The 21,703-nt window shown below is 57.6% G+C and carries 22 protein-coding genes; 2 read left to right on the forward strand and 20 right to left on the reverse strand.

Annotated elements, in window-relative coordinates; genetic code table 11:
- Window positions 1-9 precede the first annotated feature (9 nt).
- The 20 genes from J2Y83_RS28875 to rpmH form a co-directional block, all read right to left on the reverse strand.
- Complete coding sequence (locus J2Y83_RS28875; RefSeq protein ID WP_253400228.1) at window positions 10-777, reverse strand: DeoR/GlpR family DNA-binding transcription regulator; 768 nt, start codon at window positions 775-777, stop codon at window positions 10-12.
- 221 nt (window positions 778-998) lie between these two features.
- Window positions 999-2,366: a bifunctional UDP-N-acetylglucosamine diphosphorylase/glucosamine-1-phosphate N-acetyltransferase GlmU gene (gene glmU / locus J2Y83_RS28880; RefSeq protein WP_253400229.1), complete on the reverse strand. Its 1,368-nt coding sequence runs from the start codon at window positions 2,364-2,366 to the stop codon at window positions 999-1,001.
- A 115-nt stretch (window positions 2,367-2,481) separates the two neighbouring features.
- Entirely contained in the window at window positions 2,482-2,907 is a 426-nt protein-coding gene (locus tag J2Y83_RS28885; RefSeq protein ID WP_017848931.1) for a F0F1 ATP synthase subunit epsilon, read from the reverse strand.
- 44 nt (window positions 2,908-2,951) lie between these two features.
- On the reverse strand, window positions 2,952-4,331 hold the full coding sequence (gene atpD / locus J2Y83_RS28890) for a F0F1 ATP synthase subunit beta (RefSeq protein ID WP_010565871.1): 1,380 nt from the start codon (window positions 4,329-4,331) through the stop codon (window positions 2,952-2,954).
- Between the two features lie 27 nt (window positions 4,332-4,358).
- Window positions 4,359-5,219, reverse strand: a complete 861-nt coding sequence (atpG, locus tag J2Y83_RS28895; protein ID WP_253400230.1) for a F0F1 ATP synthase subunit gamma — start codon at window positions 5,217-5,219, stop codon at window positions 4,359-4,361.
- 50 nt (window positions 5,220-5,269) lie between these two features.
- A complete protein-coding gene (atpA, locus tag J2Y83_RS28900) occupies window positions 5,270-6,814 on the reverse strand; it encodes a F0F1 ATP synthase subunit alpha (RefSeq protein ID WP_010565869.1) in 1,545 nt (514 codons plus the stop codon).
- A 21-nt stretch (window positions 6,815-6,835) separates the two neighbouring features.
- The gene (locus J2Y83_RS28905; protein ID WP_247396723.1) at window positions 6,836-7,372 is read right to left on the reverse strand and encodes a F0F1 ATP synthase subunit delta; all 537 of its coding nucleotides are present in this window, start codon (window positions 7,370-7,372) and stop codon (window positions 6,836-6,838) included.
- A gap of 12 nt (window positions 7,373-7,384) precedes the next feature.
- On the reverse strand, window positions 7,385-7,855 hold the full coding sequence (locus J2Y83_RS28910) for a F0F1 ATP synthase subunit B (RefSeq protein WP_015886647.1): 471 nt from the start codon (window positions 7,853-7,855) through the stop codon (window positions 7,385-7,387).
- A 57-nt stretch (window positions 7,856-7,912) separates the two neighbouring features.
- Window positions 7,913-8,170: a F0F1 ATP synthase subunit C gene (atpE, locus tag J2Y83_RS28915; protein ID WP_002555987.1), complete on the reverse strand. Its 258-nt coding sequence runs from the start codon at window positions 8,168-8,170 to the stop codon at window positions 7,913-7,915.
- A 133-nt stretch (window positions 8,171-8,303) separates the two neighbouring features.
- The gene (atpB, locus tag J2Y83_RS28920) at window positions 8,304-9,173 is read right to left on the reverse strand and encodes a F0F1 ATP synthase subunit A (RefSeq protein ID WP_053258795.1); all 870 of its coding nucleotides are present in this window, start codon (window positions 9,171-9,173) and stop codon (window positions 8,304-8,306) included.
- A gap of 16 nt (window positions 9,174-9,189) precedes the next feature.
- Entirely contained in the window at window positions 9,190-9,597 is a 408-nt protein-coding gene (locus J2Y83_RS28925; protein WP_247396726.1) for a F0F1 ATP synthase subunit I, read from the reverse strand.
- A 148-nt stretch (window positions 9,598-9,745) separates the two neighbouring features.
- The gene (locus J2Y83_RS28930) at window positions 9,746-10,618 is read right to left on the reverse strand and encodes a ParB/RepB/Spo0J family partition protein (RefSeq protein ID WP_253400231.1); all 873 of its coding nucleotides are present in this window, start codon (window positions 10,616-10,618) and stop codon (window positions 9,746-9,748) included.
- Window positions 10,619-10,627: 9 nt separating this feature from the next.
- The gene (locus J2Y83_RS28935) at window positions 10,628-11,425 is read right to left on the reverse strand and encodes a ParA family protein (protein WP_247396734.1); all 798 of its coding nucleotides are present in this window, start codon (window positions 11,423-11,425) and stop codon (window positions 10,628-10,630) included.
- An 18-nt stretch (window positions 11,426-11,443) separates the two neighbouring features.
- A complete protein-coding gene (gene rsmG, locus J2Y83_RS28940; RefSeq protein WP_253400232.1) occupies window positions 11,444-12,088 on the reverse strand; it encodes a 16S rRNA (guanine(527)-N(7))-methyltransferase RsmG in 645 nt (214 codons plus the stop codon).
- Window positions 12,085-13,977, reverse strand: a complete 1,893-nt coding sequence (gene mnmG, locus J2Y83_RS28945) for a tRNA uridine-5-carboxymethylaminomethyl(34) synthesis enzyme MnmG (RefSeq protein WP_247396738.1) — start codon at window positions 13,975-13,977, stop codon at window positions 12,085-12,087. Before mnmG ends, rsmG begins: the two co-directional genes overlap by 4 nt.
- Window positions 13,978-14,517: 540 nt before the next feature.
- The gene (mnmE, locus tag J2Y83_RS28950; protein ID WP_247396740.1) at window positions 14,518-15,888 is read right to left on the reverse strand and encodes a tRNA uridine-5-carboxymethylaminomethyl(34) synthesis GTPase MnmE; all 1,371 of its coding nucleotides are present in this window, start codon (window positions 15,886-15,888) and stop codon (window positions 14,518-14,520) included.
- A gap of 79 nt (window positions 15,889-15,967) precedes the next feature.
- On the reverse strand, window positions 15,968-17,650 hold the full coding sequence (yidC, locus tag J2Y83_RS28955; RefSeq protein WP_253400233.1) for a membrane protein insertase YidC: 1,683 nt from the start codon (window positions 17,648-17,650) through the stop codon (window positions 15,968-15,970).
- 2 nt (window positions 17,651-17,652) lie between these two features.
- Window positions 17,653-17,898 carry a membrane protein insertion efficiency factor YidD gene (gene yidD, locus J2Y83_RS28960; protein ID WP_003213574.1) on the reverse strand — a complete coding sequence of 82 codons (246 nt, stop codon included), beginning with the start codon at window positions 17,896-17,898 and terminating at the stop codon, window positions 17,653-17,655.
- Window positions 17,891-18,298, reverse strand: coding sequence for a ribonuclease P protein component (gene rnpA / locus J2Y83_RS28965; RefSeq protein WP_373423788.1), 408 nt, complete (start codon window positions 18,296-18,298; stop codon window positions 17,891-17,893). Before rnpA ends, yidD begins: the two co-directional genes overlap by 8 nt.
- A gap of 13 nt (window positions 18,299-18,311) precedes the next feature.
- On the reverse strand, window positions 18,312-18,446 hold the full coding sequence (gene rpmH, locus J2Y83_RS28970) for a 50S ribosomal protein L34 (RefSeq protein WP_003213577.1): 135 nt from the start codon (window positions 18,444-18,446) through the stop codon (window positions 18,312-18,314).
- A gap of 585 nt (window positions 18,447-19,031) precedes the next feature.
- Here rpmH and dnaA point away from each other — a divergent pair.
- Window positions 19,032-20,549, forward strand: coding sequence for a chromosomal replication initiator protein DnaA (gene dnaA, locus J2Y83_RS28975; RefSeq protein WP_253400234.1), 1,518 nt, complete (start codon window positions 19,032-19,034; stop codon window positions 20,547-20,549).
- Window positions 20,550-20,587: 38 nt separating this feature from the next.
- The gene (gene dnaN, locus J2Y83_RS28980) at window positions 20,588-21,691 is read left to right on the forward strand and encodes a DNA polymerase III subunit beta (RefSeq protein ID WP_169876573.1); all 1,104 of its coding nucleotides are present in this window, start codon (window positions 20,588-20,590) and stop codon (window positions 21,689-21,691) included.
- The last annotated feature ends 12 nt before the right edge of the window (window positions 21,692-21,703 follow it).

Genomic DNA, 21,703 nt, shown 5'->3' on the forward strand with positions numbered 1-21,703 from the left:
GTGTTTCTCCTAGATGATTGCCGCGCATATCAGCGTAATGCCGCGGGCTTGGATCTGGTCGCGGGCCTCATGCGGCAGGCGATCATCGGTGATCAGGGTATGGACGCTGCTCCAGGGCAGTTCCAGGTTGGGAATCTTGCGGCCGATCTTGTCGGATTCGACCATCACCACCACTTCACGGGCGACCTCGGCCATCACGCGGCTCAGGCCCAGCAGTTCGTTGAACGTGGTGGTGCCGCGCTGCAGATCGATGCCGTCGGCGCCGATGAACAGTTGATCAAAGTCGTAGGAACGCAGCACCTGCTCGGCAACCTGGCCCTGGAACGAGTCCGAATGCGGGTCCCAGGTGCCACCGGTCATCAGCAGCACCGGCTCGTGTTCCAGCTCGCTCAAGGCGCGGGCCACGTGCAGGGAGTTGGTCATCACCACCAGGCCGGGCTGGTGGCCCAGTTCGGGGATCATGGCGGCGGTGGTGCTGCCGCTGTCGATGATGATGCGGGCGTGCTCGCGCAGGCGCATCACGGCGGCACGCGCGATGGCGCGCTTGTAGGCCGAGATGGGCTGGGCGGGGTCGCCGACGAGTTCCTGGGGCATGGTGATCGCGCCACCGTAACGGCGTAACAACAGGCCGTTGCTTTCGAGGGCGGCCAGGTCCTTGCGGATGGTGACTTCCGAGGTTTCGAAACGCTTGGCCAATTCGTCCACGCTGACTTCGCCCCGTTCATTGAGCAAGGTCAGGATGTTGTGGCGTCTTTGGGGTGTATTTCGTTTCGACATGGTGATTATAAGTTTCGTTTCGAAAGATAACGAAGGCAATAGAAACCTATAGGCGAAAGTTCGTCAAGCAGCATTTTTTCAAACAACGCACACCGAATATGGGAGGGGGCTTGCCCCCGATAGCAGTGTGTCAGTCATTAAGTGCTTTGACTGGACCGTCGCCATCGGGGGCAAGCCCCCTCCCACATTGGAGTTTTGCTGTCAGTGAGACTGTGGATAACTCAGCTCTTTTTGATTTTGACCGGGCGTTTCCAACCGTCGATGTTGCGCTGGCGGGCGCGGGCTACGGCTAGTTGGGACTTATCCACATCCTGATTGATGGTTGAGCCGGCAGCGGTGTTCGAGCCATCGCCAATAGTCACTGGGGCAATCAGCGAATTGTTGGAGCCGATGAATACGTCTTCACCAATAGTGGTCTGGTATTTGTTGGCGCCATCGTAGTTGCAGGTGATGGTGCCGGCGCCGACGTTGGTCCGCGCGCCAATCACCGCATCGCCCAGGTACGTCAGGTGGCCGGCCTTGGCGCCTTCGCCCAGATGGGCGTTTTTCAATTCGACAAAGTTACCCACATGGGCTTTGGCTTCCAACACGCTGCCCGGACGCAACCGTGCAAACGGACCGGCATCGCTGCCCTCACCCATCACCGCACCGTCGAGATGGCTGTTAGCCTTGATCACCACACCCTTGCGCAAGGTGCTGTCCTTGATCACGCAGTTCGGGCCAATCACCACATCGTCTTCAATGATCACGCGACCTTCAAGAATCACGTTGATGTCGATCAGCACGTCGCGGCCCACGGTGACTTCACCACGTACATCAAAGCGCGCCGGGTCGCGCAGGGTCACGCCCTGGGCCATCAGGCGGCGGCCTTCGCGCAGTTGGTAGTGGCGCTCCAGTTCGGCCAATTGCTTGCGGTCGTTGGCGCCCTGCACTTCCATCGGGTCGTGGGGCTGTTCGGTGGCGACCAGCAAGCCATCGTTGACGGCCATTTCGATCACGTCGGTCAGGTAGTACTCGCCCTGGGCGTTGTTGTTGGACAGACGGCTCATCCAGTCCGCCAGGCGATTGGCCGGTACCGCAAGAATCCCGGTGTTGCCTTCGGTGATGGCGCGCAGGGCGTCGCTGGCATCTTTGTGCTCGACGATGGCCGCGACCTTGCCGTCGGCGTCGCGCACGATGCGGCCGTAGCCGGTAGGGTCATCGAGTTCGACGGTGAGCAGGCCCATCTGGCCAGGCACGACGTGCTTGAGCAGGCGTTGCAGGGTTTCCACTTCGATCAGGGGCACGTCGCCGTAGAGGATCAGCACCGTGTCGGCTTTGATGAACGGCACGGCTTGGGCGGTTGCGTGGCCGGTGCCCAGTTGCTTGTCTTGCAATACGAAATTCAGGTCTTCCGCGGCCAAGCGCTCACGCACCACATCGGCACCGTGGCCGATGACGACGTGGATGCGTTGCGGGGCCAGTTGCCGGGCGCTGTGGATAACATGGCCAAGCATAGAGTTACCGGCCACCGGATGCAGCACCTTGGGCAAGGCCGAGCGCATGCGGGTGCCCTGGCCTGCGGCGAGAATGACGATTTCTAGAGACATGAATGGCTACCAATCCTGGGCGGTCCGGCTTCAGACCAGAGAAGTGTTTTGCAAAAAAAGAAAAAGGGTAGCCGAGGCTACCCTTTTTAATCAATCACGCATGAGGCTTAACGGCTTAGCCGCCAAACTTCTTGCGGATCTGCTGGACGGTACGCAGCTGAGCTGCGGCCTCGGCCAGACGAGCGGCAGCAGAACCGTAGTCGAAATCTGCGCCTTTTTCGTTCAGGGCCTTCTCGGCGGCCTTGACGGCTGCCTGAGCGGAGGCTTCATCCAGGTCAGCAGCACGTTGCACGGTGTCGGCAAGTACCTTGACCATGTTCGGCTGAACCTCGAGGTAACCACCGGAGATGTAAAACACCTCCCGGTCCCCGCCTTGCTTGGTCAGAGTGATCGGACCTGGCTTCAAACTGGTGATCAACGGCGCGTGGCCCATGGCAATACCCAGGTCACCGAGTTCGCCGTGTGCAATCACCATTTCTACCAGACCGGAGAAGATTTGCCCTTCCGCGCTGACGATATCGCAATGGACTGTCATAGCCATCTGATTGCCTCAACCTGATGAGCGCCCGTTGCCGGGCGCCGGGATTACAGTTTCTTGGCTTTCTCGATCGCTTCTTCGATGCCGCCGACCATGTAGAACGCTTGTTCTGGCAGGTGGTCGTAGTCACCGTTGAGGATGCCTTTGAAGCCAGCAATGGTGTCTTTCAGGGAAACGTATTTACCCGAGGCACCGGTGAAGACTTCAGCCACGAAGAACGGCTGCGACAAGAAGCGCTGGATCTTACGAGCGCGGGATACCAACTGCTTGTCGGTTTCCGACAGCTCGTCCATACCCAGGATCGCAATGATGTCCTTCAGTTCTTTGTAACGCTGCAGCACGTACTGAACGCCGCGAGCGGTGTCGTAGTGCTCCTGGCCGATCACGTTCGGGTCCAGTTGGCGCGAAGTCGAGTCGAGTGGATCGACCGCTGGGTAGATACCCAGGGAAGCGATGTCACGGGACAGAACGACGGTGGCGTCCAAGTGGGCGAAGGTGGTCGCTGGCGACGGGTCGGTCAAGTCATCCGCAGGTACGTATACCGCTTGGATCGAAGTGATCGAACCTTCCTTGGTCGAAGTGATACGTTCTTGCAGAACGCCCATCTCTTCAGCCAGGGTCGGCTGGTAACCTACTGCCGAAGGCATACGGCCCAGCAGTGCGGATACTTCAGTACCGGCCAGGGTGTAACGATAGATGTTGTCGACGAACAGCAGAACGTCGTTACCTTCGTCACGGAACTTCTCGGCCATGGTCAGGCCAGTCAGAGCTACGCGCAGACGGTTTCCCGGCGGCTCGTTCATCTGACCGTAAACCAGTGCCACTTTGTCCAGAACGTTGGAGTCCTTCATCTCGTGGTAGAAGTCGTTACCCTCACGAGTACGCTCACCCACACCGGCGAACACGGAATAACCGCTGTGCTCGATGGCGATGTTACGGATCAGTTCCATCATGTTTACGGTCTTGCCTACACCGGCACCACCGAACAGACCGACTTTACCGCCCTTGGCGAACGGGCAAACCAGGTCGATAACCTTGATGCCGGTTTCCAGCAGGTCGTTGCCGCCAGCTTGTTCCGCGAACGAAGGTGCTGGACGGTGAATGCCCCAGCGCTCTTCGGTGTCGATCGGGCCAGCTTCGTCAATCGGGTTACCCAGAACGTCCATGATCCGGCCCAGGGTCGCTTTACCGACCGGTACGGAGATGGCAGCGCCAGTGTCCAGAACACCCAGACCGCGCTTCAAGCCCTCGGTGGAACCCATTGCAATGGTACGAACCACGCCGTCGCCCAGCTGCTGCTGAACTTCCAGAGTGGTGCCTGCATCGCTTTGTACTTTCAAAGCGTTGTAGATGCTCGGTACGCTGTCGCGTGGAAATTCCACGTCGATAACGGCGCCGATGATTTGAACGATACGTCCGCTACTCATAGCTGGATCCTCTGAATATTTGAACCGTTAAACCGCGGCAGCGCCGCCGACGATTTCCGAGATCTCTTGGGTGATCGCAGCCTGACGCGCCTTGTTGTAGATCAGCTGCAAATCGCTGATCAGATCACCGGCGTTATCGGTAGCGTTTTTCATCGCGATCATCCGCGCCGCTTGTTCAGCTGCGTTGTTCTCGACCACCGCCTGGTACACCTGCGACTCCACGTAGCGCACCATCAAGCCGTCAAGCAGCTCTTTGGCGTCTGGTTCGTAGAGGTAGTCCCAGTGGTGCTTGAGTTCCTGATCCGGAGTCGCCACCAGTGGAATCAATTGCTCCACGGTTGGCTGCTGGGTCATGGTGTTGATGAACTTGTTGGATACCACGGACAGTCGATCAATCCGACCTTCCAGGTACGCATCCAGCATCACCTTCACACTGCCGATCAAATCATTGATCGACGGCTCTTCACCCAGGTGGCTGATAGCTGCAACGACGTTACCGCCGAAGCTGCGGAAAAAGGCCGCACCCTTGCTACCAACTACACACAGATCGATCTCGACGCCGTTTTCGCGGTTTACCGCCATGTCCTTGACCAGGGCCTTGAACAGGTTGGTATTCAAACCACCGCACAAACCACGGTCACTGCTCACAACCACATAACCCACACGCTTAACTTCGCGGTCGATCATGAACGGGTGGCGGTATTCCGGGTTGGCGTTGGCCAGATGCCCAATTACCTGGCGGATACGCTCCGCATAAGGACGGCTAGCCGACATGCGCATTTGTGCCTTGCGCATTTTGCTGACCGCCACTTTTTCCATGGCGCTGGTAATTTTTTGCGTGCTTTTGATGCTCGCAATCTTACTGCGAATCTCTTTTGCGCCTGCCATGTAACACCTATCAGGTTAGCAAGCGGGAGCCTTGCGGCTCCCGCTGCGGCTTACCAGGTTTGGGTGGCCTTGAACTTCTCGATACCGGCTTTCATGCCAGCGTCGATATCGTCATTGAAGTCACCCTTCACGTTGATCTTCGCCATCAATTCGGCGTGATCGCGGTTGAAGTAAGCAATCAGCGCTTGTTCAAAGCTGCCGACCTTGGCGATTTCAACGTCGGTCAGGAACCCACGCTCAGCGGCATACAGCGACAACGCCATGTCAGCGATCGACATTGGGGCGTATTGCTTCTGCTTCATCAGCTCGGTAACGCGCTGACCATGCTCAAGTTGCTTACGGGTCGCTTCGTCCAGGTCAGAAGCGAACTGGGCGAATGCCGCCAGTTCACGGTACTGAGCCAGAGCGGTACGGATACCACCGGAGAGCTTCTTGATGATCTTGGTCTGAGCGGCACCACCCACACGGGATACCGAAACACCGGCGTTCACTGCAGGGCGGATGCCCGAGTTGAACATGGCCGATTCCAGGAAGATCTGACCGTCGGTGATGGAAATCACGTTGGTCGGAACGAACGCGGAAACGTCGCCAGCCTGGGTTTCGATGATCGGCAGTGCGGTCAGGGAACCGGTTTTGCCGGTCACTGCGCCGTTGGTGAACTTCTCTACGTATTCTTCCGAAACGCGGGATGCGCGTTCCAGCAGACGGGAGTGGAGATAGAACACGTCGCCTGGGTAGGCTTCACGGCCTGGTGGACGGCGCAGCAGCAGGGAAATCTGGCGGTAAGCCACTGCTTGCTTGGACAGATCGTCATAAACGATCAGCGCGTCTTCACCGCGGTCGCGGAAGAATTCGCCCATGGTGCAACCGGAGTACGGTGCCAGGAATTGCAGCGCAGGAGATTCCGAAGCACTGGCAGCCACGATGATCGTGTTGGCCAGGGCGCCGTTTTCTTCCAGTTTGCGAACCACGTTGGCGATGGTCGATTGTTTCTGACCGATCGCTACGTAGACGCAGTAAATGCCGCTGTTCTTCTGGTTGATGATCGCGTCGATCGCCAGAGCGGTTTTACCGATCTGACGGTCACCGATGATCAGCTCACGCTGGCCACGGCCGACTGGGATCATGGCATCGACAGCCTTGTAGCCAGTCTGTACAGGCTGGTCTACCGACTTACGCCAGATCACGCCTGGAGCAACTTTCTCGACCGCATCGGTCTCGGTGTTGTTCAGCGGACCTTTGCCGTCAACTGGGTTACCCAGTGCGTCGACTACGCGACCCAGCAGTTCCTTACCAACCGGAACCTCCAGGATGCGGCCGGTGCACTTGGCGCTCATGCCTTCAGCCAGACTGGTGTACGCGCCCAATACAACGGCACCTACGGAGTCTTGCTCCAGGTTGAGGGCCATACCGTAGACGCCGCCCGGAAACTCGATCATCTCGCCGTACATGACGTCGGCCAGACCGTGAATCCGCACGATGCCGTCAGATACGCTGACGACAGTGCCTTCGTTACGGGCTTGGGAGGTCACATCGAGCTTGTCGATGCGGCCCTTGATAATTTCACTTATTTCGGAAGGATTGAGTTGCTGCATTGCTCTGCTGCCCCTTCAAACTCAAGATTTCAATGCTTCGGCAAGGCTCGCGAGTTTGCCGCGAACCGAGCCATCGATAACCAGGTCGCCGGCGCGAATGACAATGCCCCCAATGAGGGATTTGTCTTCCGCAACTTGCAGGCGCACTTCCCGGTCGAGTCGTGCACTGAGAACCTTGGCGAGTTTGTCTTGCTGTTCTTGGTTCAATGCAAAAGCACTGGTCACTTCAACGTCTACCGACTTCTCTTGCTCGGCCTTGTACAGGTCGAACAGAGCGGCAATCTCCGGCAGAAGCGGGAGACGGTCGTTTTCGGCAACGACGTGGATGAAGTTCTGCACTTTCACATCGAACTTGTCGCCGCACACGTCAATAAACGTGGCGGCCTTGTCTGCGCTCGTCAGGCGCGGGGCCTTGAGCACGCGCTGCATGGTGTCGTCTTGTGACACTGCTGCAGCCAGGCCGAGCATGGCTGACCAAGAGGCCAGCTGCTGGTGGGCCTGGGCGTGCTCGAAGGCTGCCTTAGCGTAAGGTCGGGCCAACGTGGTCAGTTCTGCCATGATCGCCCTCGCTTAAATTTCAGCAGCCAGTTTATTAACCAGCTCCGCGTGCGCGTTTTGATCGATTGTGGCACCGAGGATCTTCTCGGCACCGCCGACCGCCAGAGCACCCAATTGGGCACGCAGCGCGTCTTTGACGCCGTTCAGTTCCTGTTCGATCTCGGCATGAGCCGAAGCCTTCACACGGTCAGCTTCGACGCGGGCTTTTTCAACAGCCTCTTCGACGATCTGGTTGCCGCGCTTCTTGGCTTGCTCAATGATTTCAGCTGCCTGTGCTTTAGCATCGCGCAGTTGATGACCCACTTTCTCTTGGGCCAACTCCAGGTCGCGAGCTGCACGGCTGGCAGCGTCCAAACCATCCGCGATCTTCTTCTGACGTTCGTGCAAAGCCGCGATGACCGGAGGCCACACGAACTTCATGCAAAACACTACAAAAATGAAGAACGCAACGGATTGGCCAATCAGGGTTGCATTAATGTTCACGCCAACACCTCGCTCATTCGTTGTCCATCACCCCAATCAACTCGAAAATTCGAGTGATTAGCCAGCGAGTTGACCAACGAAGGGGTTCGCGAAGGTGAAGAACAGAGCGATACCAACGCCGATCATGGTCACGGCGTCGAGCAGGCCGGCGACGATGAACATTTTAACTTGCAGCATTGGGACCATTTCTGGCTGACGCGCTGCGCCTTCCAGGAATTTGCCGCCAAGCAGGCCGAAACCAATGGCAGTACCCAGGGCGCCCAGGCCGATCAACAGTGCAACAGCGATAGCGGTTAGACCAACTACAGTTTCCATCTTTCCTCCCGACTTTTACGTCGTATGGTTTAGGTTTTTTAGATTTTAAAGCGGTAAAACAAATCGTTTCATAGCCCTTTCAGGCCACCTTCCCGTTTTACCGGGAAGGACATCAGACTAGTCGAGACTGGTCTTAATGGTTCTCTTCGTGCGCCATCGACAGGTAGACGATGGTCAGCATCATGAAGATAAACGCCTGCAGGGTGATGATCAGGATGTGGAACACAGCCCACGCCCACTGCAGAACAATGCCCAGGCCGCTAAGCCAGAGCAGACCGCTGCCGAACATCACAGCGATCAGAATGAACACCAGCTCGCCGGCATACATGTTGCCGAACAGTCGCAAGGCCAGGGAGATCGGCTTGGCAACCAGGGTCACGAATTCCAGCAGGAAGTTCACCGGGATCAGCAGGGCTTGAACGAAGATGTTCTTGCTGCCGAACGGGTGCAGGGTCAGTTCGCCGATGAAGCCGCCGATGCCCTTGACCTTGATGCTGTAGAAAATGATCAACGCGAACACCGACAGGGCCATGCCCAGGGTGGCGTTAGGGTCAGTGGTGGACACCGCACGGAATGGAATGTGGTGATCGCCAGTGATCAGGATGGCCAACTGAGGAATCCAGTCGACCGGAATCAGGTCGACGGCGTTCATCAGGAACACCCAGACGAAGATGGTCAGTGCCAGCGGTGCAATCACCGGGCTACGGCCATGGAAGCTGTCTTTCACGCTGCCATCGACGAATTCGACCAATACTTCAACGAAGTTCTGCAGGGCACCTGGTTGACCGGAAGTCGCCTTCTTTGCCGCCATGCGGAAAATCAGGACGAAGATCAGACCCAATGCGACCGACCAGCCCAGAGTATCCAGGTGGAAAGCCCAGAAGCCCATTTCTTTGGCTTCTGCTGCGGTGTGGGCGAAGCCCCAGCCGCCGTTGGGAAGCTGACCGAAGGTCAGGTTCTGCAAGTGGTGCTGGATATAGCCCGAAGCGGTTGTTTCTGCCATGGTTGCCTCAAACGCCCTAAGGTTTCGAAAGTCTTGTTTTCATTAGCAGGGGAGCGAACCAGTTGACCAGTTGGGTCAACACGAAGACGCCGAATACAGCCAGCGGCGCCAATGGCTTCACACCTGCAAAGGTCAGCGCAAACAGCACTGCCGTCAAAATCAATTTCCCCGCCTCGCCGGCATAAAAGGACCGGACGATAGCCTGGGCTGCTCGGGCGCCGGAAAACCGAAAGGCCCTATGAGCAAAATACATATTGGGCAGCAAGGCTATCAGGCCTCCGCAGAGTCCAGAGTACCCGGCTACGACGCCATGCCAATACCAAAGCGCCAGTGCGGCGATCAGCAAAATGACAAATTGCGCCATTAACACCGGGAAAACCGCCAAGCGATGGAACGACGACGTGTTTGGCGTGCGGGTTTCCACCACTCTTGCTCCTCAATGGTCGGCTGCCGGAAATCAATAACTTGGCATAATTTGTGCCGACAAAATGCGCGCAGAGTATAGGGGCGGTTCTGCCCCTATTCAACTGGTAGGTAGTGATTTCCGATCACGCGCTACATAAGCAAATGTTTCAGCGGATGTGGGCAAGCACGCCCTGAAGCTCATCGAGCGAGTTATAGCCGATGACCAATTGGCCTTTGCCTTTCTTACCATGCCGAATCTGCACCGCAGAGCCCAGGCGCTCGGCCAGGCGCTGTTCGAGACGGGCAATATCCGGATCAGGTTTGGCCGTTTCGACCGGTGCAGGTTTGCCACTGAGCCACTGCCGAACCAGGGCCTCGGTCTGACGAACGGTGAGGCCTCGTGCGACAACGTGTCGCGCCCCTTCAACCTGTTGATTTTCCGGTAAACCGAGCAAAGCACGCGCATGCCCCATTTCCAGGTCGCCATGGGAAAGCATCGTCTTGATGACTTCCGGCAGTGCGATCAGGCGCAGCAGGTTAGACACGGTCACGCGGGATTTACCCACCGCATCGGCCACTTGTTGCTGGGTCAGCTGGAATTCCTGCTGCAAACGCTGCAAGGCGATCGCTTCTTCGATCGGATTGAGGTCTTCGCGCTGAATGTTCTCGATCAACGCCATGGCGATGGCGGTTTCATCCGACACATCGCGCACCATCGCCGGGATGGTTTCCTTGCCAGCCTGTTGGCTCGCGCGCCAGCGACGTTCGCCGGCGATGATTTCAAAGCGGCCGCCGCCAATCGGGCGTACCACGATCGGCTGCATCACACCCTGGGCCTTGATCGAATTGGCCAGTTCTTCCAGCGCCTGGGGGTCCATGTCCCGGCGGGGCTGGTATTTGCCGCGCTGGATCAGGTCCAGCGGCAGATGCTGCAGCTCGCGCTCGTCGGCCTGTACCGCTTGTTCTTCAAGGGTCGTGACAGTCGGACCACTCAGCAGTGCATCCAGTCCACGTCCGAGACCTCGTTTCTTGACGGCCATGGGGTTTCCTTAAGTTGGCTGGGCTGCAGTGGTACGGGAGTTGCGGCGTTGACGACGAACCATCTCGCCGGCCAATGCCAAGTAGGCAATGGCACCACGAGAGGACTTGTCGTAAGCCAGCGCGGGCATGCCATAGCTTGGCGCTTCGGCCAGGCGGATGTTGCGTGGGATCACGGTGTCGTAAAGCTGATCGCCGAAGTGTTCCTTGAGCTGCGCCGACACATCGTTCATCAGGCTCAGGCGCGGGTCATACATGGTCCGCAGCAGCCCTTCGACTTTCAGGTTCGGGTTGAGCAGTTCGGCAATGCGCTTGATGTTATCCACAAGGTCGCTCAAGCCTTCGAGGGCGAAATACTCGCACTGCATCGGAATGATCACGCCATCGGCGGCTACCAGTGCATTGAGCGTCAGCATCGACAACGACGGCGGGCAGTCGATCAAGATGTAATCGTAATTCTCGCGAATCGGCGCCAAGGCGCTGCGCAGACGGCTTTCTTTCATCTGCATTTCCAGCAGAACCACTTCCGCCGCCGTCAAATCGCGGTTGGCCGGCAGCAGTTGATAACCGCCGTGTTCGGAATAGTGCATGGCCTGGGCCAGGTCGCACTCGCCAATCAGCAAGTCGTAGACCGAGTTTTCCAGGCCGTGTTTATCCACACCGCTACCCATGGTGGCGTTGCCCTGTGGATCGAGATCAATCAACAGCACCCGGCGCTTGGTCGCGACCAGGGATGCTGCGAGGTTGATGCAGGTGGTGGTTTTACCCACGCCACCTTTCTGGTTCGCTATCGCGAATACCTTAGCCATTCTTGCTTGTGTTCCCAATCATGCCGTGCGGCGCAGTATCAGCAGATGGCGTTGGCCTTGGCAACCGGGTACGGCCAAGGCGTGTTCGCTATCGAGGTGGAAGTCTGCCGGCAATGCTAGCAGCTCGTCGCTTGGATGAACGCCCTTCATTGCCAGCCAACGGGTGTCACGGTCGCCTAAGTGGCGGGTCCAGTTGCTGAAGTTCTCCATGCTGCTGAAAGCCCGGGAAACAATTCCGTTGAAAGGCTGCGGCGGCGTGAAGGCTTCAACGCGACTGTGGATAACTTGCAGGTTGTCCAGCTTCAGCTCGAGTTTGACCTGAGTCAGGAAGCGGGTCTTCTTGCCGTTACTGTCCAGGCACGTCACTTGCGACTCGGGAAACAGGATGGCCAGGGGAATGCCGGGCATGCCGCCGCCGCTGCCGACGTCGAGCCAGCGGCCGTTTTCGATGAACGGCATCACGCTCAGGCTGTCGAGCAGGTGGCGCGAGACCATTTCGTCGGGATCGCGCACTGCCGTGAGGTTGTAAGCCTTGTTCCATTTGATCAACAGGGCCAGGTAGCCCAGCAGCAACTCATGCTGGGCGGCGCTCAGGTCGACGCCCAACTGGCGCGCTCCTGTGGATAACTCTTCGGCGTGTTGCGAGGTGACCAACGAACTCAAGCGCTTTGCTCCAACTGACGGCCCGCGCCGCGTTTTTTCAAATGAATCATCAACAGCGAAATGGCTGCCGGGGTGACGCCGGGAATACGTGAAGCCTGGCCCAAGGTTTCCGGCCGAGTTATCCCCAGCTTGCTTTGGATTTCTTTCGACAGCCCGGAAATCCCGGTGTAATCGATATCCACAGGCAGCTTGATGTCTTCACTGGCGCGCAGACGAGCGATCTCATCCTGCTGGCGATCAATGTAACCGGCGTACTTGGTTTTGATTTCGACCTGTTCGGCGACCTGTGGATCGTCTGCACCGCCGCCGGTCACTTCAACCAGGCCGGCGTAATCGATTTCCGGACGGGACAGCAGGTTCAGCAGGTTGTACTCGTGGGTCAGCGGCGTGCCGAATTTTTCGGCGATCGCGTCGCCTTGCTCGGTGCCCGGGCGAACCCAGGTGCTTTTCAGGCGTTGCTCTTCCAGGTCGATGCTTTCGCGTTTTTTGCAGAAAGCCGCCCAACGCGCGTCATCCACCAAGCCCAACTCGCGGCCTTTTTCGGTCAGGCGCAGGTCGGCGTTGTCTTCACGCAGGATCAGACGGTATTCCGCCCGCGATGTGAACATTCGGTATGGTTCCTGGGTGCCCAGGGTGATCAGGTCGTCAACCAACACGCCGATGTACGCTTCATCGCGACGCGGGCACCAGCTGTCTTTGCCCTGTGCGCGCAACGCGGCGTTGGTCCCGGCCAGCAAACCTTGGGCGCCGGCTTCTTCGTAACCGGTGGTGCCGTTGATTTGCCCGGCGAAGAATAGACCGCCGATCACCTTGGTTTCCAGGCTGTATTTCAGGTCACGCGGGTCGAAGTAGTCGTACTCGATGGCGTAGCCGGGACGCACGATGTGCGCGTTTTCCATGCCGCGAATCGATTGCACGATCTGGATTTGCACGTCGAACGGCAGGGACGTGGAAATCCCGTTCGGGTACAGCTCGTGAGTGGTCAAGCCTTCGGGCTCGATGAAGACCTGGTGGCTTTCCTTGTCGGCAAAGCGGTGGATCTTGTCTTCGATCGACGGGCAATAACGTGGCCCGATACCTTCGATCACCCCGGAATACATCGGCGAACGGTCGAGGTTCGCCGCGATGATTTCGTGGGTACGGGCGTTGGTGTGGGTAATCCAGCAGCTCACCTGTTTCGGGTGCTGTTCTTTCGAGCCCATGAACGACATCACTGGAATCGGGGTATCGCCGGCCTGCTCGGTCATCACCGAGAAATCTACGGAACGGCCATCGATTCGCGGCGGCGTGCCGGTTTTCAGGCGACCGACCCGCAGCGGCAGTTCGCGCAGGCGTTGTGCCAGGGCAATCGACGGCGGATCGCCGGCTCGGCCACCGGAATAGTTCTGCATGCCGATGTGGATAAGTCCGCCGAGGAAGGTACCGGTGGTCAACACCACGGATTCTGCGAAGAAACGCAGGCCCATCTGGGTGACAACACCGCGTACCTGGTCCTGTTCGACGATCAGGTCATCGGCGGCTTGTTGAAATATCCACAGGTTCGCCTGGTTTTCCAGGGTTTCACGTACCGCCGCCTTGTACAGGATGCGGTCGGCTTGTGCCCGAGTAGCACGCACGGCGGGGCCTTTGCGGCTGTTCAGCACACGAAATTGGATACCACCTTTGTCGGTGGCCATTGCCATGACGCCGCCAAGGGCGTCGATTTCCTTGACCAGATGGCTTTTGCCGATGCCGCCAATGGCAGGGTTGCAACTCATGGCACCAAGGGTTTCCACGTTGTGCGTCAGCAACAGGGTTTTTACGCCCATGCGTGCTGAGGCCAGTGCTGCCTCGGTACCGGCATGACCGCCGCCGATGACGATCACTTCAAAACGGGAAGGGAAATCCACCACGCACCTCGTGCCTGCTTATGTAGGTAATTAGGAATTGATTGGTTGAGCTGGTTTTAGAGCTTTGGCGGCAAGTATAGGGACTTAGCCCTTCCTAAAGAACCCTTTGCACAAAATTTAACCAGCTGTGGATGAATCACAGACAATAGAAATTAAAAGAGAGAAATATATTAAATCTTTGTTTTTATGTTTATTTTTACTGAGCCTACTTTCTGTGGATAGATCTCTACAGCCCTTAATTTACGTTGTGTACAGCGATTCAAAAGTCTGTGGTCATGTGCCCATGAGCGGCGTGGATAAGTGCTCTAAGCCTGTGGATTAAACAGGTGGTTATCCACAGAGGGGTTTTTGCTCAGGTTTCAAGGCCTGTTATCAACCGAGCACAAGGGCGGTTATTCACAGGGCTTAATCCACAGAAATAGACGCACCAACGCAAATTGCGCCCACGGCAAAGCCGCCAATGGCTTGGTCATGGGAGGGAAGCGGTTGAAATAACGGAAACAGACAGGCACGAATGGCCTGTCTGTGGACAACGAAGGATTATTTACCGATACAGAAGCTGGAAAAGATCCGTCCCAGCAGATCATCCGAGCTGAACGCACCGGTGATCTCGCCCAACAGTTGCTGCGCCTGGCGTAAATCCTCAGCCAGCAGCTCACCGGCGCCCGCCAAGGTCAGCTGTGCCCGACCGTGCTCCAGCGCCGTACTGGCATGGCGCAGCGCCTCCAGGTGCCTGCGACGGGCACTGAAACTACTTTCCGAGGTCTGCTCATAGCCCATGCAGGCTTTGAGGTGTTCACGCAGCAACTCCAGACCATCCCCGGCCGACTTGGCGCTCAGGCTGATAGTAACGTGGCCATCCGCGCTGGTTTCCATGGCAATGGCTTCGCCGGTGAGATCGGCCTTGTTGCGGATCAAGGTGACTTTGGCCGGGTCGGGCCGTTGCTCGAGGAATTCCGGCCACAGGGCGAACGGGTCCACCGCCTCGGGCGCGGTGGCGTCTACCACCAGCAGCACGCGGTCGGCTTCGCCGATGGCCTTGAGGGCACGCTCCACGCCGATCTTTTCCACTTGGTCGTCGGTGTCACGCAGGCCGGCGGTGTCGACGACGTGCAGCGGCATGCCGTCGATGTGGATATGTTCGCGCAGGATATCCCGGGTGGTGCCGGCAATCTCGGTAACGATCGCCGCCTCACGGCCCGCCAGGGCATTGAGCAGGCTGGATTTGCCGGCGTTGGGGCGCCCGGCAATCACCACGGTCATGCCGTCACGCAACAACGCGCCCTGCCCGGCTTCGCGCAGCACTGTGGATAACTCGTCGCGGACTTTATCCAGCATCGCCAACACATGGCCATCGGCAAGGAAGTCGATTTCTTCTTCCGGAAAATCAATCGCCGCCTCCACATAGATGCGCAGGCTGATCAGTTGCTCGGTCAGGTTATGCACACGCAGGGAAAATGCCCCCTGCAGCGAGCGCAAGGCATTGCGCGCCGCCTGTGCAGAACTGGCCTCGATCAAATCGGCAATGGCTTCGGCCTGGGCCAGGTCGAGTTTGTCGTTGAGGAATGCACGCTCGCTGAATTCTCCCGGCCGGGCCAGGCGACAGCCCAGTTGCAGGCAGCGCTGCAGCAACATATCCAGTACGACGGGGCCGCCGTGGCCCTGCAGTTCAAGGACATCTTCACCGGTAAAGGAATTTGGGCCCGGGAAATAGAGGGCCAGGCCTTCGTCCAGCACCTGGTTGTCGGCATCCAGAAACGCGCCGTAATGGGCATAGCGCGGCTTCAATTCACGACCGCTGATGGCCTTGGCGGCGATGCCGGCGAGCGGCCCGGAAATTCGAACGATACCGACTCCGCCGCGACCCTGTGCGGTCGCGACAGCAGCGATGGTTTCACGAGGAGCGCTCATCAGCAGGTTCCAGAACAAAAGTGACGGAAAGCAAAACGCCCCACTAGGGGGCGTCTTGAGTGGTTATCCACAGAGTAAGTTACGCCTCGGCTTTTTTGGTAGCCGCTTCGATCTTACGCGTGATGTACCACTGTTGAGAGATCGACAACACGTTGTTGACCACCCAGTACAGCACCAGACCAGCCGGGAACCACAGGAAGAAGAAGGTGAAGATGATTGGCATCATTTTCATCACCTTGGCCTGCATCGGGTCCGGCGGCGTCGGGTTCAGGCGCTGCTGGATGAACATGGTCGCGCCCATGATGATCGGCAGGATAAAGAACGGGTCTTTGATCGACAGGTCAGTTATCCACAGCATGAACGGCGCCTGGCGCATTTCCACGCTTTCCAGGAGTACCCAGTACAGCGACAGGAACACCGGCATCTGTACCAGAATCGGCAAGCATCCACCCAGCGGGTTGATCTTCTCTTTCTTGTACAGCTCCATCATGGCCTGCGACATTTTCTGCCGGTCATCGCCATGTTGTTCTTTCAGTGCGGCCAGTTTCGGGGCCACGGCACGCATGCGCGCCATCGATTTGTAGCTGGCGGCCGACAGTGGGAAGAAGATCCCCTTGATCAGCATCGTCAGGAAGATGATCGAGAAGCCCCAGTTGCCGACGATGCTGTGGATATGTTGCAGCAGCCAGAAGATCGGCTGGGCAATGAACCACAGGATGCCGTAATCCACAGTCAGTTCCAGACCTGGGGATAACTCTTTGAGCACAGCCTGGCTTTTCGGGCCGGCGTACAGGGTCGCGCTGGTTTCAGCCTTGGCACCTGGCGCGACGGTCAACGCCGGGCCAGTAAAGCCAATGATGTAGTTGCCCTGGCTGTCCTTGCGGGTTTGAACCAGATTGGCTTCACCCCTGTTCGGAATCCAGGCGGTCACAAAGTAGTGTTGCAACCAGGCAACCCAACCACCTTGGACGGTTTCTTTCAGCGCGCCCTTGTCGATATCTTTCATCGACACTTTTTTGTACGGCTCGTTACTTGTCCACAGGGCGGCGCCCAGGTAAGTCGCGGTGCCGGTGGCGGTGCTGGAAGAAGGATCCGAGCTGCCATCACGCTTGAGCTGGGCAAACAGGTTGCCGCTCCACGGTTTGTTGCTTTCGTTGTCGATCAGGTAAGTGACCTTCAAGTCGTACAAACCACGGGTGAAACTGAAGCGTTTGATGTAATTGACGCCGTCGAGGCTGAATTTCAGGTCGACGTTCAACTGGTTCTGGCCGTCTGCCAGTTGATAAGTCTTCTGTTCGGTCGAATAAACCGGACGACCGGTAGCACGTGCATCAGGACCGTTGGTGCCGGTCAGGCCGCTTTGGGCCAGATAAACGCGTTCGCCACCGTTATCGAACAGCTGGAACGGAACATCCGGATGGTCTTGGCGACGTGGATACAGCGGCAGTTTCAGCTGCGCGATATCACCACCTTGTGGATCGATAGCCAGGTCGAGCACATCCGTTTTCACATGGATGAGGTCTTTATTGGTGACAACTGGCGTTTCTACAGGGGCGCTTGTCTCGCCATTCGCGCTGGGAACATCGGCACTCGCGGACGCATTGTTACCCAGCGGGGTGTCCGGAATAGCCGGCGCAGCCTGATTGGCAGCAACATTCTGAGTCGGCAGGGCAGCTTGGCCGTAGTCCTGGTTCCACTTAAGAACCATGACGTAGGACACGATTGCCAGGGCGACGATCAGGATCGTGCGTTTAATATCCATGATTACTCGGCCATCGAAGAAGAACGGGAGGTAGGGATAGGTGGAACCGGGTCATAACCACCGGGATTCCACGGATGACAGCGACCTAAACGACGAAAGGTCAGCCAGCCACCGCGCAGAAGACCATGATTTTCTATGGCCTCTAACGCGTAGCAGGAACAACTGGGGTAGAAACGACAGTGGTTGGCCATCAGAGGACTAATGGCATAGCGGTAAAACTGGATCGGAACGAGGGCCAGTTTACGCATCGGTGCTGTCTACCCCTACAGTTTCGGTGCTGACTACTGGTGCTGGCGTGTGGGTACGCGCCAAACGTTTCCAGAGCTTGCCGAAATGCTGAATCAATTCGGGGTTTTCTACGTCCCCCAAGCCTTTGCGCGCGACGATAACAATATCCCAACCAACCAGAGTGTCCTGGTGGAGGCGAAACGATTCGCGCATCAGACGCTTGAGGCGATTGCGCTCAACGGAGAGCTTTACGCTCTTCTTGCCGATCACCAGCCCGAGACGGGGGTGATCCAGATCGTTGTTACGCGCAAGGAGCAGGAGATTTTTCCCCGGAACCTTGCCGGTGGGGGAGTCAAAGACTGCCTTGAAGTGCCGGGGGGTTAGCAGACGCTTTTCCCGACTGAAGTCCTGACTCACCACCAGTACCGGATTATCAAACTGCCAGACGCGCACGACCTTTGGCGCGGCGACGCGACAGGACTGCACGGCCGTTCTTGGTAGCCATGCGAGCACGGAAGCCGTGAGTACGGGCGCGTTTGATGGTGCTTGGTTGGAAAGTACGTTTCATGGCGTTGTTACCTGGTTCGTCCACAACGGGCCGGAATGGCCCCCGTTTTAAGAGACCGGCGATTCTAGAGAAAGCAAGCCTCTAGGTCAATTTCCAACCAGCTTTTCCTTGAATTAGTTCTTTGCAGGGCATCAGCGCTTTTCTGTCCGACCGCCGTCCAGAGGCAATGGCATAGATATAAAAATAAAGAAGGAAGTTATTTAAAGCTTTTCTGTAAAGCTTATAAAAGCTAGGCAGGCAATCTTCTGTGGATAACTACCTCAAGGCCATATTCTACGTGATGTACAGAGAATGACAACACGGGGGAGAAACGGTGCTCTGCCTGTGCTGCGCTGTCGGATAAGCTGTGGGTGGAATGGGTTGTTATCCACAGGCCAGTTACCCACAGACTTTCGACCCCACTTGTACAACGAGCTCAGGGGCGCTTATCCACAGAGCTTATGCACAGACCATTGGTCGCCTTTATTCACGTTAAGGCGTTGATTTTGGCTGGCCTGTGCGCAACCTACATGTGGATAAGTGGACGGCTGACCGCTACAATGGCGGCTGTTTTTGCCTCACCGGCTTTCAACTTAGGGGATATCCGTGTCAGTGGAACTTTGGCAGCAGTGCGTGGAGCTTTTGCGCGATGAGCTGCCTGCCCAGCAATTCAACACCTGGATCCGTCCGCTACAGGTCGAAGCCGAAGGCGACGAGTTGCGTGTCTACGCACCTAATCGTTTTGTTCTCGACTGGGTCAACGAGAAATACCTGAGCCGCGTTCTCGAATTGCTCGATGAACATGGCAACGGTCTCGCGCCCGTGCTCTCTCTATTAATAGGCAGCAAACGTAGCTCCGCCCCTCGCGCTGCTCCGAATGCGCCATTGGCGGCGGCTGCGTCGCAATCCCAGGCGGCGACCGCACCGGTCAACAACACGCCAGCGCCTGCGCCGACAGCTTCGAAATCGTCGGCTCAGAAAAACGCGCCGGCCAACGAAGAGCCGTCCCGCGACAGCTTCGATCCGATGGCGGGTGCCAGTTCCCAGCAAGCACCGGTTCGCGCCGAACAGCGCACCGTGCAGGTTGAAGGCGCGCTCAAGCACACCAGCTACCTCAACCGTACCTTTACCTTTGAAAACTTCGTCGAGGGTAAATCCAACCAGTTGGCCCGCGCGGCCGCCTGGCAAGTGGCGGACAACCCCAAGCATGGTTACAACCCGCTGTTCCTTTATGGTGGCGTTGGCTTGGGTAAGACGCACTTGATGCACGCGGTGGGTAACCATCTATTAAAGAAGAACCCGAATGCCAAGGTCGTGTACCTGCACTCGGAGCGCTTCGTGGCTGACATGGTCAAGGCCCTGCAGCTCAACGCTATCAACGAATTCAAGCGGTTCTACCGTTCCGTGGATGCTTTGCTGATCGATGACATTCAGTTTTTCGCGCGCAAGGAACGTTCCCAGGAAGAGTTTTTCCACACCTTCAACGCCTTGCTCGAAGGCGGCCAGCAGGTCATCTTGACCAGCGACCGCTACCCGAAGGAAATCGAAGGCCTGGAAGAACGCTTGAAGTCGCGCTTTGGCTGGGGCCTGACCGTGGCTGTCGAGCCGCCGGAACTGGAAACCCGCGTAGCGATCTTGATGAAAAAGGCCGATCAGGCGAAAGTCGATCTGCCACACGACGCCGCGTTCTTCATCGCCCAACGCATTCGCTCCAACGTGCGTGAGCTGGAAGGCGCACTCAAGCGGGTCATCGCGCACTCGCACTTCATGGGCCGCGACATCACCATCGAGCTGATTCGCGAATCCCTGAAAGACCTGCTGGCACTGCAGGACAAACTGGTGAGTGTGGATAACATCCAGCGCACCGTGGCCGAGTACTACAAGATCAAGATTTCCGACCTGCTGTCCAAGCGCCGTTCGCGTTCGGTGGCTCGTCCGCGTCAGGTGGCCATGGCACTCTCCAAAGAGTTGACCAACCACAGCCTGCCGGAAATCGGCGATGTCTTCGGTGGTCGCGACCACACCACGGTCTTGCACGCATGCCGCAAGATCAACGAACTTAAGGAATCCGACGCGGATATTCGCGAGGACTACAAGAACCTGCTGCGTACACTGACTACTTGATGACACCAGCGCAGCTTATTAAGGCAAGGGACTAGACCATGCACTTCACCATTCAACGCGAAGCCCTGTTGAAACCCCTGCAACTGGTCGCAGGCGTCGTCGAGCGCCGACAGACCTTGCCGGTACTTTCCAACGTATTACTGGTTGTCGAAGGCCAGCAATTGTCCCTGACCGGTACCGACCTGGAAGTCGAACTGGTGGGTCGTGTTCAGTTGGAAGAGCCCGCTGAACCTGGCGAGATCACTGTGCCTGCGCGCAAGCTGATGGATATCTGCAAGAGCTTGCCCAACGACGCGCTGATCGACATCAAGGTCGATGAGCAGAAGCTGGTGGTCAAGGCCGGTCGCAGCCGCTTCACCTTGTCGACCTTGCCGGCCAATGATTTCCCAACTGTGGAAGAAGGCCCGGGTTCGCTGACCTGCAGCCTGGAGCAAAGCAAACTGCGCCGTTTGATCGAGCGCACCAGCTTCGCCATGGCCCAGCAGGACGTGCGTTATTACCTTAACGGTATGTTGCTGGAAGTATCGGAAGGCATTATTCGCGCCGTGGCCACCGACGGTCACCGCCTGGCTATGTGTTCGATGAAGGCCGATATCGGTCAGCCGGACCGTCACCAGGTGATCGTGCCGCGCAAAGGTATCCTCGAACTGGCGCGCCTGCTCACCGAGCCGGATGGCAACGTCAGCATCGTCCTGGGCCAGCACCACATCCGCGCCACCACCGGCGAGTTCACCTTCACCTCCAAGCTGGTTGACGGCAAGTTCCCGGATTACGAGCGCGTACTGCCTAAAGGTGGCGACAAGCTGGTGGTCGGTGATCGCCAGGCCCTGCGTGAAGCGTTCAGCCGTACTGCGATTCTGTCGAACGAAAAGTACCGGGGTATTCGCCTGCAACTGGCCAACGGCCAACTGAAGATCCAGGCCAACAACCCGGAGCAGGAAGAAGCGGAAGAAGAAGTGGGCGTCGACTACAACGGCGGTTCGCTGGAAATCGGCTTTAACGTGAGCTACTTGCTCGACGTGCTGGGTGTGATGACCACCGAACAGGTTCGCCTGATTCTGTCTGACTCCAACAGCAGTGCGCTGGTGCAAGAATCCGACAACGATGACTCGGCTTACGTTGTTATGCCGATGCGTCTGTAATCATGCTCAGCA

The sequence above is a fragment of the Pseudomonas marginalis genome, assembly GCF_024169655.1.
Taxonomy (GTDB): domain Bacteria; phylum Pseudomonadota; class Gammaproteobacteria; order Pseudomonadales; family Pseudomonadaceae; genus Aquipseudomonas; species Aquipseudomonas paraveronii.

Excerpts from the sequence above, each read along its gene's own strand:
- atpE (WP_002555987.1), bottom strand. The coding sequence starts at position 8,170 with ATGGAAACTGTAGTTGGTCTAACCGCTATCGCTGTTGCACTGTTGATC.
- rpmH (WP_003213577.1), bottom strand. The coding sequence starts at position 18,446 with ATGAAACGTACTTTCCAACCAAGCACCATCAAACGCGCCCGTACTCAC.
- atpD (WP_010565871.1), bottom strand. The coding sequence starts at position 4,331 with ATGAGTAGCGGACGTATCGTTCAAATCATCGGCGCCGTTATCGACGTG.
- atpA (WP_010565869.1), bottom strand. The coding sequence starts at position 6,814 with ATGCAGCAACTCAATCCTTCCGAAATAAGTGAAATTATCAAGGGCCGC.
- J2Y83_RS28885 (WP_017848931.1), bottom strand. The coding sequence starts at position 2,907 with ATGGCTATGACAGTCCATTGCGATATCGTCAGCGCGGAAGGGCAAATC.
- atpG (WP_253400230.1), bottom strand. The coding sequence starts at position 5,219 with ATGGCAGGCGCAAAAGAGATTCGCAGTAAGATTGCGAGCATCAAAAGC.
- atpB (WP_053258795.1), bottom strand. The coding sequence starts at position 9,173 with ATGGCAGAAACAACCGCTTCGGGCTATATCCAGCACCACTTGCAGAAC.
- mnmE (WP_247396740.1), bottom strand. The coding sequence starts at position 15,888 with ATGAGCGCTCCTCGTGAAACCATCGCTGCTGTCGCGACCGCACAGGGT.
- J2Y83_RS28930 (WP_253400231.1), bottom strand. The coding sequence starts at position 10,618 with ATGGCCGTCAAGAAACGAGGTCTCGGACGTGGACTGGATGCACTGCTG.
- yidD (WP_003213574.1), bottom strand. The coding sequence starts at position 17,898 with ATGCGTAAACTGGCCCTCGTTCCGATCCAGTTTTACCGCTATGCCATT.
- yidC (WP_253400233.1), bottom strand. The coding sequence starts at position 17,650 with ATGGATATTAAACGCACGATCCTGATCGTCGCCCTGGCAATCGTGTCC.
- J2Y83_RS28905 (WP_247396723.1), bottom strand. The coding sequence starts at position 7,372 with ATGGCAGAACTGACCACGTTGGCCCGACCTTACGCTAAGGCAGCCTTC.
- J2Y83_RS28875 (WP_253400228.1), bottom strand. The coding sequence starts at position 777 with ATGTCGAAACGAAATACACCCCAAAGACGCCACAACATCCTGACCTTG.
- dnaN (WP_169876573.1), top strand. The coding sequence starts at position 20,588 with ATGCACTTCACCATTCAACGCGAAGCCCTGTTGAAACCCCTGCAACTG.
- J2Y83_RS28935 (WP_247396734.1), bottom strand. The coding sequence starts at position 11,425 with ATGGCTAAGGTATTCGCGATAGCGAACCAGAAAGGTGGCGTGGGTAAA.
- glmU (WP_253400229.1), bottom strand. The coding sequence starts at position 2,366 with ATGTCTCTAGAAATCGTCATTCTCGCCGCAGGCCAGGGCACCCGCATG.